Here is a 13,923-nt window from a genome sequence, read left to right on the forward strand (position 1 = left end):
CAATGGAAAACCAACGCACCATTCTTTACCTCGCCTTCTTTTTTACTCTGTTTTTACTTTATCAGGAGTGGCAAAAAAGCTATGGGCCTCAACCTGTAGTAACAGACATAGAAAATGCTGCTTCATCTGTTCCCGGTGCTGACGCTGATTTATCTTCTTTACCGCAAGCAGTTATTCCGACAGGAACAAAATCCATTAATGCGTCACCTCTGGCATCAGAGGAAAATGTTTCTCGAAATGCTGTTCATGTGGTGACAGATGTGATGGATTTAATGATTGATACGCAGGGTGGCACAATTTATCAGTTAGATTTGCGTGATTATCAGTTAAGTGCAGAACAGATAGATAAACCATTCCGCTTATTTTCAACAAAAGAAAGTCTTTATCATACAGCTCAATCAGGCCTGGTTTCATCCGCTCACCCTGCGCCTAATCATAAAGATATTTACCAGGCAGAAAGAACTGAATATCGTCTGGAAGAAGGCACAGATGAACTGAAAGTAACATTGTACTGGCAAAAAGAAGGTGTAACAGTTAATAAAATTTTCACTTTCACTCGTGATAGTTATGTTATTGATGTTGAACATGTTGTGTCGGCACAAAACTGGAATGGCTCGGAGTATCGTCAGTTAGTTCGATCATTACAGGAACGTGAGTCAACTATGATTCCTACTTATGTAGGTGGCGTTGTATTTAATGAAGAAATTAAATATGAAAAAGTTGATTTTGATGATATCGAAGAGCAGAGCTTTAAAACAGATATGAAAGGTGGCTGGATAGCAATGATCCAGCATTATTTTATGTCTGCGTGGGTACCTGATCAGAAGCAGGAAAATTTTACGTATACCTCTCATCCAACGGGAAATCGATATATTCTGGGTATGCGCTCACCTGCAGTTAATGCCACTGCACAAAGTCCGGCTGTATTTAATAGTCAGTTAGTTGTGGGTCCAAAGCTACAGGGCAAGCTGGAAGAAATTTCTCCAGGACTGGAACTAGTAGTTGATTACGGCATATTAACCATTCTTGCAAAACCCCTATTCTGGTTATTAGAATTTTATCACTCCCAATTTAATAACTGGGGCTGGGCAATTATCTTTTTAACCATAACGGTTAAAGCAGCTTTTTACTGGTTATCAGCAAAAGGTTATCGTTCTATGGCTCGCATGCGTAAAGTGGGCCCACGTATGCAGCAATTAAAAGAACGTTATGGTGATGACCGCCAGCGCATGTCTGCAGAAATGATGAAAATGTATAAAGAAGAGAAAATAAACCCATTGGGTGGATGTTTCCCTATCCTGATACAAATTCCCGTGTTTATTGCGCTTTACTGGGTATTACTAGAATCTGTTGAAATGCGTAATGCGCCATTTGCTCTATGGATTCAAAATTTATCAGAACAGGATCCATATTTTATTCTGCCAATATTGATGGGTGCAACGATGTATATTCAGCAGAAACTGAACCCTGCACCGGTTGATCCCGTACAGCAGAAAGTATTCCAGTTTATGCCTCTGGTATTCACTATCTTCTTCCTGTTCTTCCCGGCGGGTCTGGTACTTTACTGGGTAGTGAATAATACACTTTCAATTATTCAGCAATGGATTATTACCAGAAATATCGAATCTGAAAAGTAGTTCATCACTAAGGCACATATTCCCCGAGGGATATGTGTCAGAGCAGGGTAATACTTTTCAGATTCAAATCTTTATTTCAAAATCTTGTCATGGCAAGTAAACTCCTCACATGACGCATTCTAACAAAGATACAATTGCAGCTATTGCTACAGCTCCCGGCAGAGGTGGTGTGGGAATCGTTCGGGTATCTGGTCCGAAAAGTTTCGAAATAGCTAAAAAAATTCTGGGTAAAACGCCAAAAATACGCAAAGCGGAATATTTGCCGTTTAATGATAGTGATGATCAGGCTATCGACACAGGTATCGCGCTGCTTTTCCAAAATCCAAACTCATTCACCGGTGAAGATATATTAGAGCTACAGGCCCATGGTGGCCCAGTGGTGCTGGATATGATTCTTAAGCGTGTGCTTGAACTGGGTGCCAGACCCGCGCGAGCAGGTGAATTTACTGAGCAGGCATTTATAAATGATAAAATGGATCTGGCTCAGGCAGAAGCTGTTGCCGATTTAATAGAAGCAGAATCAGCGGAGGCTGCTAAAGCTGCTGTTAAATCTTTGCAGGGTGAATTTTCTAAAACAATATATGATCTGGTAGAAAGCCTGATAGAACTTCGTTTATATGTCGAAGCATCATTAGATTTTCCAGAAGAAGAAATAGATTTTCTAAGTGATGGAAAAGTAGAAGCTAAACTGGCTTTAATTGAAGCAGCTTTGTTAGCGGTTTTTAAATCGGCAAGGCAGGGCTGTTTGTTACGCGAAGGTATGACACTGGTTATAGCGGGTCGGCCTAATGCAGGTAAGTCGAGTTTATTAAATCAGTTAGCGGGTCGTGAATCAGCAATTGTTACTGATATTCCAGGCACAACACGGGATGTTTTGCGTGAACATATTCAAATTGATGGTTTACCCTTGCACGTAATAGACACGGCAGGATTACGTGAATCTGAAGATCCTATTGAACAGGAAGGTGTACGACGTGCCTGGAAAGAGATTGAACAGGCTGACAGAATTATATTATTAGTAGATGATACGCACCGAGATGATGATCACCTTGAAATAGAAGATAAACTACCACGGCATATTGGAGTTACCCGCGTATTTAATAAAATTGATACTTCAGGTAGAAAGGCAGAATTAATCGAAATTGAATCTGAAACGGATATAGCCCTCAGCGCTAAAACCGGAGCAGGTATGGATATTTTAAAAAATCATCTGAAACAATGCATGGGGTATGAGCAGAGTAATGAAGGTCGTTTTATGGCAAGAAGACGTCATATTGAAGCGCTGGAAAATGCAGATCAACATTTGCAAAGAGCAAGATATAATCTAATAGAGTTACAGGCGGGTGAATTATTAGCTGAAGAATTACGTATGGCGCAGGATTTTCTTAGTCAGATAACCGGTGAGTTTACTTCTGATGATTTACTAGGGAAGATTTTTTCAAGTTTCTGTATAGGAAAATAAATTAGTATTCAATAAGATCTTATAACGTCTAATAAGATCTATTCTCTTTGATTTATCAATAATTTAGTGTCTCATAATGTCTTGCGAGGTCTAATAATATCCAGTTAATATTGTGCCCAATAGTGTGCCTATGATCATTTATTAATCAAAAGTCATGGGCACAAATCATAAAGGTGGTATGTATTAATGGCATTAACAGAAACTAAACTTAAAAATCTTAAACCTCGTGTAAAGTCTTATCAAATGTCAGATGGAAATGGTCTTTTCATAGAAGTTATGTCAGGTGGTAAGAAGGTATGGCGCTTACGCTATCGTCTGAATGGTGTTCAGGAAAAAGTTACTCTTGGAGAATATCCTGCATATACACTGCTTGAAGCCAGACAGTGGCGGGAAGAATGTAGAGGCATGGTAGCTAAAGGTATTTCTCCAATGAAGGAGAAGCAGAAGAGCAAGGGCTTCTTGAGTGGGCAGATTTCAGTTATTGAGTTTTGTGATGTTTGGGTGTCGGAAGTAGTAAACAAGACAACGAAAGAACCTAAAAATATTCGTAGAGTATTGGATAAAGATGTAATTCCAGCTATTGGACGAAAAAAACTGCCTGAAGTTAGCATTTCTGATGTTCAGTCTATTATTGATGCGATAAAGGCTCGTGGGTCTGATCAAGTAGCATTATTAACAAGGAATGTTATGAAGAGGTTATTTGCATATGCTATTTCACGTGAGAAATGTAATTTTAATCCTGCTGCAGCAATCGAGGGACGGTATATAGCCAAAACAAAAAATCGTGATGTTGTATTAACACCTAAAGAAATTGGTAAGTTACTAAAAGTTATTTATATGTCATCTATGAAAAGATCTAACAAGTTGGCTCTTCATTTGTTGATTTTATGCATGGTAAGGAAGTCAGAGCTTCTTGAAGCAACTTGGGATGAAATAGATTTTAAAAAGTGCGTTTGGTGTATTCCTGCAAGGCGAATGAAAAAGGATAAGCCTCATGTTGTGTACCTTTCAAATCAAGCATTAAATATATTAACTGAACTAAAATCATTGAGTAGTAACTCAAGCTATGTATTACCAAGTCGTACTACACTGAATCGTCCTATTTCAAAAACTACTTTGAACGCTGCTATAAAATCTTTAGACCTACAAATCAGTGCTTTTGTAATACATGATTTTAGGCGAACAGCTTCTACTCACTTACATGAAGCGGGTTTCAATTCAGATTGGATCGAAAAATCATTGGCACATGAGCAAGGTGGTGTGCGTGGTGTTTACAACCGAGCAGAATATTCAGAACAACGTCAAAAAATGCTTCAATGGTGGGCTAATTTTGTAGATGATCAAATTGTTGATAGAGACAATGTTATTCTGGGGCGTTTTTCAAATGTCTGATAAACAGGATTATTATTCACTGCCTACAGGCTGTGATGATGAATCTACAGCAGGGGCTGCTTTATCTACAGATGTTCAATTAGCTTTTAGCTTTAAAGTTGGTCAACTTGGTAAGGATAAGGTAAATGAAATTATTGAGACAGAAGGTTTGCTGACTAAAAGGGATTTTGTACGACATGAGTACGGATCAATTAAAAACGCTCTTGAACACGTGCATAATTTAGCGGTAAAACAAGATAAACAACAATCAAGATTGCCAAAAACAGATTATAAACTTTCAGCTTCAGATAGGCAGAAAGCATTAAATAGGGTAAAGGTACTAAAAGATAAAAACCTGTCACGTTCTGATGAAGATGTATTCAATCAGGTAGGTACTGAGTATGGTGTTGTATCCAGAACAATCCGAAGGTTAGTAAACAGTATGAAATAATTTGACACCCTCTCGCGTGTCAATCCTAAGACGTTATTAAATCTAACTGTGTTCAATGAGATCTATGAGGTCAAACATGGTTGATTCAATATTACGTTTACCAATCGTAACTGCTCGTACAGGCCTATCACGAGCAACAATATATTTAAAAATTAAACAGAAAAGATTTCCTCAGCAAGTAGCTCTTGGTGGAAGAGCTGTAGGCTGGTGGGAAAGTGAAGTGAACTCTTGGTTAGATTCACTGGAACGTGTAAAGGAAGATCCATTGAGGGGGGTTAAGAAATGATTCTCCCAATAGATGATAACTACAGAGTAGTTGGGAATGCGTACGGATGGTCGATCGAGAAAAAACGACCGTATAAAAAGACATCAAAGTGGGAACCGATTAAATGGTTTGGTTCTTTAGAGCAGGCAATTAATGGATTAGGTAGATTATGGCTACGGACATCAGATGCAGAGACTTTGGAGTCTGCATTGTTAGAAGTTGAACGTATCTCAGCCAGACTAAGCCGAGCTTTAGATAAAGATTATTATCAAAGTCTTTGAGGGGTACCGACTATGAGTAGTCGCAATGTAGTCCAGATCACAGATATGGGAATTATCACCGATGAAAAGCCCCCATTAATTAAGCCAGGTGTATATGAGCTTGCATTTGTCGAATACCAAACAGCATTAATGTTTGGCCGTGCATCAAAGCTAATAATGAAATTTAGAATTGTGTCTTTAGGAGAGCATTTTGGAGTAGAACTATTTAGGTATTACAACATCCAGAACTTTTGTGGCAAACCTGGTAGAAGCGGAAAATTTAAAGCTGGTTGGAAAAGTGACTTTGCTCGCGAATATGCATCTTTGTTTGAAGAATTACCAAATAGAACAGACCGGTTTTCTATGTCACTGTATAAGGAAAAAATAATAAGGGGCAGGGTAACGACTGTCAAACAAGGTAGTCGACAGAGAAAATTGCATAATGTATGTCAGTACAGTGTTATTAATGAGTTAATGGAGGTAAAGAAGTTATAGTAAATAGTTTTACCTGACCTATGCCTAAACCTACACCTACTTAAAAATCTCTGATAGCTTGATGACACAGAGGATGTAAAGAGGTGTATTGGCAAAGCATTGGCCCTTTGGCTAAAAGTAGTGGGCTAATAATCTGACTACTAATGACTACTGCCCCAGATAGCTGAAGATTATCAAATTTAGATGCTGTTTGGGGGCCAAAATGACTAATAATTTATATATTGTTTGATTAATATAATCAAAGACTTAGATCTTAAATGTGCAATATTAAGCTGCTACATTCTGATTGAGGCGATTAAGAATATTCAACGCTATTACTTTATAAATAGAATCTTTAGCATTAATGACTTTTATATAATCACTAATGCCATCACGACCTATTTCATATGCAAGAACCCCAAATAGTTCATCGGCAAATGAGTCAGATATAGAGAAAACGTTGGAAAAATCAAACTCCACCCTGTTTCCACGGGTTATAATTTGATTTACAGCCTCCCTATAGTTTCTCGCTTTAGCTCGAGAAGCTAAGTCACTTTCTAACAGTACTATAATGTTTGTTTTCATTCTCATCTCCTCAGAAGGCTCACAATGTCTGAAATTTCGGGGCTATCTTTAGTTTCTTCGGCCTTAGAAAGATTACCTATAGGAAATCTACACGAAATAGCTACACCTTGCCAAGGTTCGCTTATAATTTCATTTGAGATATTTCCAGTGCTATCTATAGTATATATACAATCACCGGAACAAATGCAAAGGTTTCCTGCATACTTTCTGACCAGCTGAATCAGCTTATACAGACCTAATCCTTGATGATGATTATCAGAATGGAACGTAGGCACATTGTTCCCATATGGGTTTCCACCTGTTTGATCTGTTGGTACCTTTTGATCCCAATCATTCTCAGGGGCGTCTCTTAGCTTGGTCGAATGCCCTTTTTGAATACACCATTCTATAGCTCCTTGGTGATCAGAGACTTCTAACCCAATACTTGTAACTTCTCGTAGAAACCCAAGCCCACTGTCTACCAGAGCAAATTCGAGACTTCCATTAAATTTCTGTGCCATAGAGAAGCCAGTATTGAGGCCATGTGACCAAACATTATCATGGAGTTCTCCAACAACATTACATAAGTCTGATATGCCCTGTCCCTCCTCATGTTCACTACAGCTTCTTATGCAGCTATTAATGGTAGAAGTCGCTTGATCTGTAACCTCTTGGCAATCAAGCTGTACAAGTGTTGAATAATTCAGCCCTTCATTTATTCGTTCATATTCATATGAATCAACCCCTGAAAGGTGCTTATCAAAAGCAATTGCCTTGGAATAGCCTTCTTGCACTTGATTACCAAATTGAACATTTTCTGTGGTGTATTTTTGCTTTTTACCTAAGCAAGCAGCAATAACCCAAAATCCTGGACTACAAAATTCATCTGGTAAAAGGAGCATATTTATCTCCAGTACATTAATGTCATTTATGTTCTTAAGTGTTTTTCGAAGACTATACATCTATTGTCTATGTTAGTGAGTCTATGTTAGTGAGTTTTTGTTGTTGGTCATTATAGTGGGGGATCAAAATTTAGATACAAATATAGTAACTGAATAGAAATATCGATTGGAAATATATTCTGTTTTGTACCTATTTTGAGATCTTTGGAAATTTAGATAGAAATAAGTTCTCAATCATATTTTGTGCTTGATCGTTAAAATCTTTAATAGGTCGGGTTCTGTATACGGTACCCCTCCATACTTGATGGTTGTATTTAGGGGCTCCTGTCCACAATATTGGCTTAATACCTAATTCCCAGTAAGGTACATCATAGGACTCATGCCCTCCTGACCAACCAGACCCTCCGTATTGCCCTAAATAAACACCACTATATGCTTGACCTGGAACGGTGACTTTCATTTGGCTTTCGATGAATGCTACAGTCAGAATTAGATCTGGATAATTTTTTAGGTCACGGACGTTTATTTGTTTACCACCGTCTATATGATGTAAGTTCTTTAGGGGAATGAAATGTACTATATAACCTCTATTTTCCAGTTCAGTCTTACAATAAGCTAACAGTGTTTTTTCAATAAGACCATCCACACCCAACTTTTTTCCTTCCTCTGTCCAGTAGCCTGTAACGAGTCCTATGGTTCTGGTAGATTTAAGGTCAAATAATGGATCTGTAATGCCATCATAGGTGGTTTTATGGTTTATTGGTCCGACGGGTTGGCAACCAGATATTAGGGGAAGCATTATAGCCAGATATGTGATGGTGCTTTTTAGCATACATTTCACCTTTAGTTATTATGTAATTATTCTTAATATATAACCATGCCACATGAGTATTAGTATATTAAAAATACCTATGTTTAAATTTGAGTTTAAGCAACCAATATGTAAAGTAGCCTGATTTTAATAAATTTGTGCCCATTATAGTGCCCATTTAATGATTAAAGGAAATATAGATGTTAGGTAAATCAAAGACTTATAACAATTTGTTACATTTTGTATAGGTAAGTGAAATGAAATATATCATTAAATATCTGGTGTTAATGCTGTTAATAAACACGAATGTATTTGCCGTAGAAAAATATAATCCGGACAGTGGTGATAAGGAGCTTGATGAATCATTGGTCTTAATACATAAAAATATTAATAGAAATAAAAAATCAAAATTAAGCCATTTTGTAGACAGGATAGCAGAAGAGTTTCAGATTCCTGTTGGAAAAGTTGAAGAACTGTTTAACCATTATAAGTTTAAAGTTCCAGATGTACTAATGAGTGTGTCGATTGCCGATGTGAGTGGTGAACCATTACAGAATGTCGCTGGACTGTATTTTAAAAATAAAGAGAAAGGCTGGAAATATGCATTGAAGCAATTAAATATACGCAAGGGCAGTAAGATTTATAATCAGATAAAAAAAGACATAACAAGTATTCAATAATAAGAATAATTAAAAATGAAGTATTTTAGGTATCCTCTGATAATAATATGTACATTAATCATAGTTATTATTTCGGCATTAACAATAATTAATTTCTCAAATATAAACTTTTCAAAACCCTATATTACAAAATTAATAAGTGAAGCATTAAATAGAGAGATTAAATTTAATGGCGACATAAATATTAAATTTATACCCCCTCATATAACAATTAATAATGTAGAACTTGAAAATGCAGCATGGAAGACATCAGAAAATCAGATTGATTTAGAAAGCATGGATGTAATTCTGGATTTAGATTCTTTACTATCCGCGGAAGTGAAAATCAGCCAGATTAATCTTAAAGGTATAAAATTAGATTTACATAATGACAGCAAAGACAGGGCAAACTGGTTTTTTGGAAAAACGACTCAATCTGATGATGATAAAAGTGAAAAGAACAAGAAACCTGTCGTTTTACCATTCCACTCTAATATTGATATCAGTCTTTCAGATATTACTGTTATCTATAAAGATGAAATCATAAAACATGATCATTCTTTTTTTATAGAAGAATTAAAACTGAGAAATAAAAATAATAAATCACATATTTTTATAAATGCTGTACATAATAGTGAACATCTAAATTTAGATATAGAAACTGAGTTGCTAAAGAATATTTTGGTTGTAAAAAAATTACCAATAATGATTACAGGTAATTATGGAAATATAGAAATTGAGCTTGATACGGAAATTCCGCTTAAGGAAATAGACACAGAAAAACTTGTCATTGAGTTTGATATAGATTTTGAGAATTTTTCTACAATTGATAAGTTTATTAAGTCAGGACTACCAGTAATACGTAATGAACTGGGAAGAATAGATATAAAGGGAAAACTTATAAAGAAAGAGAAAAAAATAACATTAGAGATGAAAAGTTCAAAAATAGGAAAATCTGTGTTTGAAGGTGATATAGAATATGTTGCTGATGCTGTTAGGCCGAAAATAAAAGCGGCAATGGAGTTTGAGAAACTTGATTTACTGTTTTTAAACAAAGATTCGAATAAAAAACAGGTGAAAACAGAACCAATAGAGAAAACTGAAAGAGATGTTCTGTTTTCTGAAACTAAACTTGATTTGAATTTTTTAAATAAAGTAGATACAGATTTAAATATAAAAATTGAAGATATTGATCATAAACAGTTAGAGTTTGAGACGTTAGATCTTATAGCCTCTCTGAAAAATGGTTTATTAATAATTAAAAAATTGCATATAGTTAATAATCGAGATGAAGAAATTGACCTGAAATTACGTCTTGATACTAAAAATGATAATAAAGTTGATTTATTATTTATAACAGAAAATTTAAAATTAGGTGAAAATGATGTTTTGTCTGAGTACATAACCGGTGCGAATACAAATTTAAAAGTAAATCTTCAGGGTAAAGGGGATTCCGTTAAAAATATGATGGCAAACCTCAATGGACAGGTGGTAGTGAAAGTAGGAGAAGGTACGGTTGATAAAGATCTTTTAAAGTTTATAGGCAGCAATATTTTAATGGATCTAGTTGATGCTGTGAATCCAGTTTCTGATTCATCTGAAACATCCAGTCTTGAATGTGCAGTTGTAAGACTGGATATAAAAGATGGCGTAGCAACCGCAAATAAGGGTGTTGTTATGCAAACGGATAAAATACAGGTTATCAGTAGTGGCATGATTGATTTAAAAAATGAAACATTAGAATTTGGTATAAAACCACAGGCAAGAGAAGGCATAGAGCTTAATCTTAATAGTCTGGCATCAATGGTAAAAATAGATGGATCAATTAAAACCCCTACTATCTCCATGAGTGTTAAAGATACAGCGGTGGTTTATTCTTATTTTGCTACGGGAGGTGTTACTTTTTTGGCCAAGTCGTTATTTGATACAGCAACACGGGATGGTAATCCATGTAAAACGGCATTGTTGGGGCCTGATGAAGTAAATTAGATTATAGAATGAGGGAGTTTTGTTGATGTGTCTGCAAGCCCCTGGCTTCATGAGAATCTGATTTCTGTGTAGTCACCGCGCTGGTCACTTTCTTTTTTCTGTAGAAAAGAAAGTGACTTGCTAAGCTAGCAACACCACAGAATTCTAATTCGAATAAAGATTAGAGCTTGATAGGACTTCTGCAGTCGAAATAACGGATTAACAATTAAACCCTAAGACAAATGATAATGATCACTCAAAAATTCAAGTACCTCATTATGAGAACCCTTAAAAACAACACGTTCTACTTTCTTACTAAACTGATAGTCATACATAGGGTCATAATAATCCACCAGTAAAGACTTTATCCAGTCCCTATGGAATTCCGTAATATTATTTTCTCGTTGTTGATCAATTGCATAAGTTAATAATGATTTGAGCTGCTTATGTCTGACACCGCCTAAACGACGTTGAATTTTATCAATGGCCTCTATTAACTGCATGGACCATTTTTCAAAACCTGCGTCATCACCATAATGTTGTTGATGCTCAGCTAGCGCTTCAATAATGTATTCATGAAAGGTAATATTAATACGTTCGTCCACAGTGGCTTCCAGCTGAATAAGCGGTGATTGCTGCATTTTATTATATAAAATTTCAGGTATACGCCTTGAGCCAATATTTGGGGCCTCGTCTTCAAATACAATTTGTGAAACCTGATTGTCCAGGTGACGAATAAGTGAGATAGATAAATTATTCTCAATATCAATTTGAGATGGTTGAGCCGTTACGTGTTTACCAAAAACAGAGCCTCTGTGATGAAACAGTCCTTCAAGATCAATTTGCTGTTTCAGTTTATCTAATAAGATTGTTTTTCCTATGCCGGTACGACCACCAAGCATAATAGGCTGAATATTTTCTACAGAGTTTTCAAGTTCATCGATCAGGTAGCGGCGCATGGCTTTATAACCACCTTTAACCCGCGGAAAGATAATACCTGTTTTTTCATATATCCATTGTTGAGATATTTTTGAACGCATGCCACCACGAAAACAATACAGTACACCTTGAGGGTATTGATCGAAAAATGACTGCCAGTGATTAACCCGTTCTTCCTTAATATCTCCCTGAACCAGATTATGTCCCAGTTTAATGGCTTCATCCTGCCCCATATTTTTATATTTAATACCGATGGTTTCCCTTTCTTTATCGTTTATAAGCGGAAAGTTTTCGGCAAAGGGGAATGCACCCTGAGAAAACTCAACAGGTGCACGTACATCAAGTAAAGGGGTCTGGTTTAAGAATAATGAACGGTAATCGTCAATTTGAGGAAGATCCATAAATACAGCTTACGATGCTAGATAGTAATTGAAGTAGGCCATTATACGCCTATATAGGTGCTTATGAGGGTAATCGTCAGTTATAGATGTGTTAATGTTGATATAACGTAATCTATATTAGCCGTTTGAGAAAAACCTTCATTTCTTTTGCAGCCTGAATATCACCCTTATTTTCAGCTATTTGGATGCCTTTATTATAGGTATTTATAGCTAGCTGATTTTGCTCTGTTTTGGCATAGGCTTTACCTAATAGTTTATAAGCAGCGGAATATTCGTGATCAAATTCCAGTGCTTTAAGCAGGTGTTCGATTGAGGTTAAATAATCCCCCTGCTTTAGCAGGGCCTGACCAAGGCCAAAACGCAGGATTAAACTGTCCTGACCCTGATCTAACATTGAATTAAGGGAATCTATATTCATAACTACTATTATATATGAGATGAATAGTACAATAACAGTTAATAGCTGAGAGCCAGATTACGGTTTTCAGGCGCAGTAAGTGTAATAATTGAGAATTATGAGAACCATATACTTTATATTAGGTTGGGCCTTCTTTGCTTTAGGAGCAATAGGCGTACTTTTACCCGTAGTGCCTACTACACCATTTATGCTGCTGGCGTTATGGGCTTTTTCACGGAGTTCAGAACGATTTCATAGCTGGTTGTATAACCATCGTTTTTTTGGGCCCCCATTACAAATGTGGAATAAACACAGTGTGATACCCCTGCCAGCTAAAATAATGTCGATCGGTTTTATGGGCATCAGTTTTGTGTTTATGATGGTTTTTTCACCGCACAGCATTATATTGAAAGCGGCTATAGGCCTACTTATGTTATATGGAGGCTGGTTTGTTTTAAGCAAACCCTCAAATCCACCTAAAAATGATCATTGCGTAGAACTATAAGAAATAGTATGTCTAGTATATTGAAAAAATTTCTACAGGCTGATGAATTCAAACAGCCTCATGTCTGTGAAATCGTTAATTACGAAAGTGGCGATTGCATCATGATGGAAGGAGAAGAGAGCCTGGATGTTTATTATATAGAACAAGGTCATGTTCGAATTAATAAACGGGTAGTTTTGCATGATGGCAGGCAAATACAATCAGGTTTTTGTGATTTAGGACCAGGTGATACATTTGGAGAATTAAACCTTTTTGATGGCTCACCCCGAAGTGCATCGGTTATTGCATGTGATGATGTGGAAGTTACGCGGATAAATAGAAAAATATTATTAGACTATATGGATAAGCATCCTGAGGAGGCTTATCTCTTATTTAAACATTGGTTACAAAGGTTGGCGAGTAATATACGTCAGTCAAATGATCGAAGTAGTCATTTGTTTGCCTGGGGGCTTAATCAGTATGGAATTGATGAAGAATTATAAATTAGGTCTATTATAAAAAATGAATAATAAATTGAAATTGCCACTGCCAAAAGATAAAAAACTGGAAGTTTTTTTTAGGGTTGAATCCGGATGTCTTGGTCCTCAGGGTGAAGAGCATGTAAATGATTTTTGTACCTCAGCACAAAAAGAAGTTGATGTAATTGATGCCGATTTTGTTCACTGGAATATTATTCCAAGGCATGACAAAAAATTACCTGAAATGGAATATAAACTAAATAATAAAAAATTAACCCATGATAAAGCAGCAAAGTATTTAAGTTTTTTTGATAAAAATCTTGATGAATTTGAAGGCCACTTACATGATAAGCTGGCATTACTAATTGATGAATATTTAGGGCATTAGTTTTAATGTCT

At 36.2% G+C, this 13,923-nt stretch carries 17 protein-coding genes; 12 read left to right on the top strand and 5 right to left on the bottom strand.

What is annotated here, in order from left to right:
* The first annotated feature begins 2 nt into the window (after positions 1 to 2).
* The 7 genes from DIZ80_10420 (at position 3) to DIZ80_10450 (ending at position 5,941) form a co-directional block, all read left to right on the top strand.
* Positions 3 to 1,637 carry a membrane protein insertase YidC gene (locus DIZ80_10420; GenBank protein ID RDH82685.1) on the top strand — a complete coding sequence of 545 codons (1,635 nt, stop codon included), beginning with the start codon at positions 3 to 5 and terminating at the stop codon, positions 1,635 to 1,637.
* A gap of 109 nt (positions 1,638 to 1,746) precedes the next feature.
* On the top strand, positions 1,747 to 3,099 hold the full coding sequence (locus DIZ80_10425) for a tRNA uridine-5-carboxymethylaminomethyl(34) synthesis GTPase MnmE (GenBank protein ID RDH82686.1): 1,353 nt from the start codon (positions 1,747 to 1,749) through the stop codon (positions 3,097 to 3,099).
* A 186-nt stretch (positions 3,100 to 3,285) separates the two neighbouring features.
* Positions 3,286 to 4,491, top strand: a complete 1,206-nt coding sequence (locus DIZ80_10430) for an integrase (protein ID RDH82687.1) — start codon at positions 3,286 to 3,288, stop codon at positions 4,489 to 4,491.
* Positions 4,484 to 4,921, top strand: a complete 438-nt coding sequence (locus tag DIZ80_10435; protein RDH82688.1) for a hypothetical protein — start codon at positions 4,484 to 4,486, stop codon at positions 4,919 to 4,921. Before DIZ80_10430 ends, DIZ80_10435 begins: the two co-directional genes overlap by 8 nt.
* 76 nt (positions 4,922 to 4,997) lie before the next feature.
* The gene (locus DIZ80_10440; GenBank protein ID RDH82689.1) at positions 4,998 to 5,207 is read left to right on the top strand and encodes an AlpA family transcriptional regulator; all 210 of its coding nucleotides are present in this window, start codon (positions 4,998 to 5,000) and stop codon (positions 5,205 to 5,207) included.
* Positions 5,204 to 5,467, top strand: a complete 264-nt coding sequence (locus DIZ80_10445; protein RDH82690.1) for a hypothetical protein — start codon at positions 5,204 to 5,206, stop codon at positions 5,465 to 5,467. The genes DIZ80_10440 and DIZ80_10445 overlap by 4 nt, the downstream gene beginning before the upstream one ends.
* 12 nt (positions 5,468 to 5,479) lie before the next feature.
* Complete coding sequence (locus tag DIZ80_10450) at positions 5,480 to 5,941, top strand: hypothetical protein (GenBank protein ID RDH82691.1); 462 nt, start codon at positions 5,480 to 5,482, stop codon at positions 5,939 to 5,941.
* A 267-nt stretch (positions 5,942 to 6,208) separates the two neighbouring features.
* Here the strand turns inward: DIZ80_10450 and DIZ80_10455 are convergent, their stop codons facing one another.
* The 3 genes from DIZ80_10455 to DIZ80_10465 all read right to left on the bottom strand — a co-directional run bounded on the left by DIZ80_10455 (position 6,209) and on the right by DIZ80_10465 (position 8,218).
* Positions 6,209 to 6,511, bottom strand: coding sequence for a hypothetical protein (locus tag DIZ80_10455; protein RDH82692.1), 303 nt, complete (start codon positions 6,509 to 6,511; stop codon positions 6,209 to 6,211).
* A complete protein-coding gene (locus DIZ80_10460; GenBank protein RDH82693.1) occupies positions 6,508 to 7,386 on the bottom strand; it encodes a hypothetical protein in 879 nt (292 codons plus the stop codon). The genes DIZ80_10455 and DIZ80_10460 overlap by 4 nt, the downstream gene beginning before the upstream one ends.
* Before the next feature lie 190 nt (positions 7,387 to 7,576).
* Positions 7,577 to 8,218 carry a hypothetical protein gene (locus tag DIZ80_10465; protein ID RDH82694.1) on the bottom strand — a complete coding sequence of 214 codons (642 nt, stop codon included), beginning with the start codon at positions 8,216 to 8,218 and terminating at the stop codon, positions 7,577 to 7,579.
* A gap of 236 nt (positions 8,219 to 8,454) precedes the next feature.
* On the opposite strand from DIZ80_10465, the gene DIZ80_10470 reads away from it, so the two are divergent.
* A complete protein-coding gene (locus tag DIZ80_10470) occupies positions 8,455 to 8,877 on the top strand; it encodes a hypothetical protein (GenBank protein ID RDH82695.1) in 423 nt (140 codons plus the stop codon).
* 15 nt (positions 8,878 to 8,892) lie between these two features.
* The gene (locus DIZ80_10475) at positions 8,893 to 10,845 is read left to right on the top strand and encodes a hypothetical protein (protein ID RDH82696.1); all 1,953 of its coding nucleotides are present in this window, start codon (positions 8,893 to 8,895) and stop codon (positions 10,843 to 10,845) included.
* Positions 10,846 to 11,057: 212 nt separating this feature from the next.
* Here the strand turns inward: DIZ80_10475 and DIZ80_10480 are convergent, their stop codons facing one another.
* Both DIZ80_10480 and DIZ80_10485 read right to left on the bottom strand, forming a co-directional pair.
* Positions 11,058 to 12,164, bottom strand: a complete 1,107-nt coding sequence (locus DIZ80_10480) for a tRNA 2-selenouridine(34) synthase MnmH (GenBank protein ID RDH82697.1) — start codon at positions 12,162 to 12,164, stop codon at positions 11,058 to 11,060.
* 112 nt (positions 12,165 to 12,276) lie between these two features.
* A complete protein-coding gene (locus DIZ80_10485) occupies positions 12,277 to 12,582 on the bottom strand; it encodes a hypothetical protein (protein ID RDH82698.1) in 306 nt (101 codons plus the stop codon).
* 97 nt (positions 12,583 to 12,679) lie between these two features.
* Between DIZ80_10485 and DIZ80_10490 the strand changes: the two genes are divergently transcribed.
* Genes DIZ80_10490 through DIZ80_10500 form a run of 3 tightly spaced genes read left to right on the top strand, consistent with a single transcriptional unit; the run spans position 12,680 to position 13,912 of the window.
* The gene (locus DIZ80_10490; protein RDH82699.1) at positions 12,680 to 13,066 is read left to right on the top strand and encodes a DUF454 domain-containing protein; all 387 of its coding nucleotides are present in this window, start codon (positions 12,680 to 12,682) and stop codon (positions 13,064 to 13,066) included.
* 8 nt (positions 13,067 to 13,074) lie between these two features.
* A complete protein-coding gene (locus DIZ80_10495; protein ID RDH82700.1) occupies positions 13,075 to 13,548 on the top strand; it encodes a hypothetical protein in 474 nt (157 codons plus the stop codon).
* Between the two features lie 19 nt (positions 13,549 to 13,567).
* Positions 13,568 to 13,912, top strand: coding sequence for a hypothetical protein (locus DIZ80_10500; protein ID RDH82701.1), 345 nt, complete (start codon positions 13,568 to 13,570; stop codon positions 13,910 to 13,912).
* Positions 13,913 to 13,923: the final 11 nt, after the last annotated feature.

The sequence above is a fragment of the endosymbiont of Galathealinum brachiosum genome (assembly GCA_003349885.1).
Lineage (GTDB): Bacteria > Pseudomonadota > Gammaproteobacteria > SZUA-229 > SZUA-229 > SZUA-229.

Excerpts from the sequence above, each read along its gene's own strand:
- DIZ80_10420 (RDH82685.1), top strand. The coding sequence starts at position 3 with ATGGAAAACCAACGCACCATTCTTTACCTCGCCTTCTTTTTTACTCTG.
- DIZ80_10425 (RDH82686.1), top strand. The coding sequence starts at position 1,747 with ATGACGCATTCTAACAAAGATACAATTGCAGCTATTGCTACAGCTCCC.
- DIZ80_10430 (RDH82687.1), top strand. The coding sequence starts at position 3,286 with ATGGCATTAACAGAAACTAAACTTAAAAATCTTAAACCTCGTGTAAAG.
- DIZ80_10435 (RDH82688.1), top strand. The coding sequence starts at position 4,484 with ATGTCTGATAAACAGGATTATTATTCACTGCCTACAGGCTGTGATGAT.
- DIZ80_10440 (RDH82689.1), top strand. The coding sequence starts at position 4,998 with ATGGTTGATTCAATATTACGTTTACCAATCGTAACTGCTCGTACAGGC.
- DIZ80_10445 (RDH82690.1), top strand. The coding sequence starts at position 5,204 with ATGATTCTCCCAATAGATGATAACTACAGAGTAGTTGGGAATGCGTAC.
- DIZ80_10450 (RDH82691.1), top strand. The coding sequence starts at position 5,480 with ATGAGTAGTCGCAATGTAGTCCAGATCACAGATATGGGAATTATCACC.
- DIZ80_10455 (RDH82692.1), bottom strand. The coding sequence starts at position 6,511 with ATGAGAATGAAAACAAACATTATAGTACTGTTAGAAAGTGACTTAGCT.
- DIZ80_10460 (RDH82693.1), bottom strand. The coding sequence starts at position 7,386 with ATGCTCCTTTTACCAGATGAATTTTGTAGTCCAGGATTTTGGGTTATT.
- DIZ80_10465 (RDH82694.1), bottom strand. The coding sequence starts at position 8,218 with ATGCTAAAAAGCACCATCACATATCTGGCTATAATGCTTCCCCTAATA.
- DIZ80_10470 (RDH82695.1), top strand. The coding sequence starts at position 8,455 with ATGAAATATATCATTAAATATCTGGTGTTAATGCTGTTAATAAACACG.
- DIZ80_10475 (RDH82696.1), top strand. The coding sequence starts at position 8,893 with ATGAAGTATTTTAGGTATCCTCTGATAATAATATGTACATTAATCATA.
- DIZ80_10480 (RDH82697.1), bottom strand. The coding sequence starts at position 12,164 with ATGGATCTTCCTCAAATTGACGATTACCGTTCATTATTCTTAAACCAG.
- DIZ80_10485 (RDH82698.1), bottom strand. The coding sequence starts at position 12,582 with ATGAATATAGATTCCCTTAATTCAATGTTAGATCAGGGTCAGGACAGT.
- DIZ80_10490 (RDH82699.1), top strand. The coding sequence starts at position 12,680 with ATGAGAACCATATACTTTATATTAGGTTGGGCCTTCTTTGCTTTAGGA.
- DIZ80_10495 (RDH82700.1), top strand. The coding sequence starts at position 13,075 with ATGTCTAGTATATTGAAAAAATTTCTACAGGCTGATGAATTCAAACAG.
- DIZ80_10500 (RDH82701.1), top strand. The coding sequence starts at position 13,568 with ATGAATAATAAATTGAAATTGCCACTGCCAAAAGATAAAAAACTGGAA.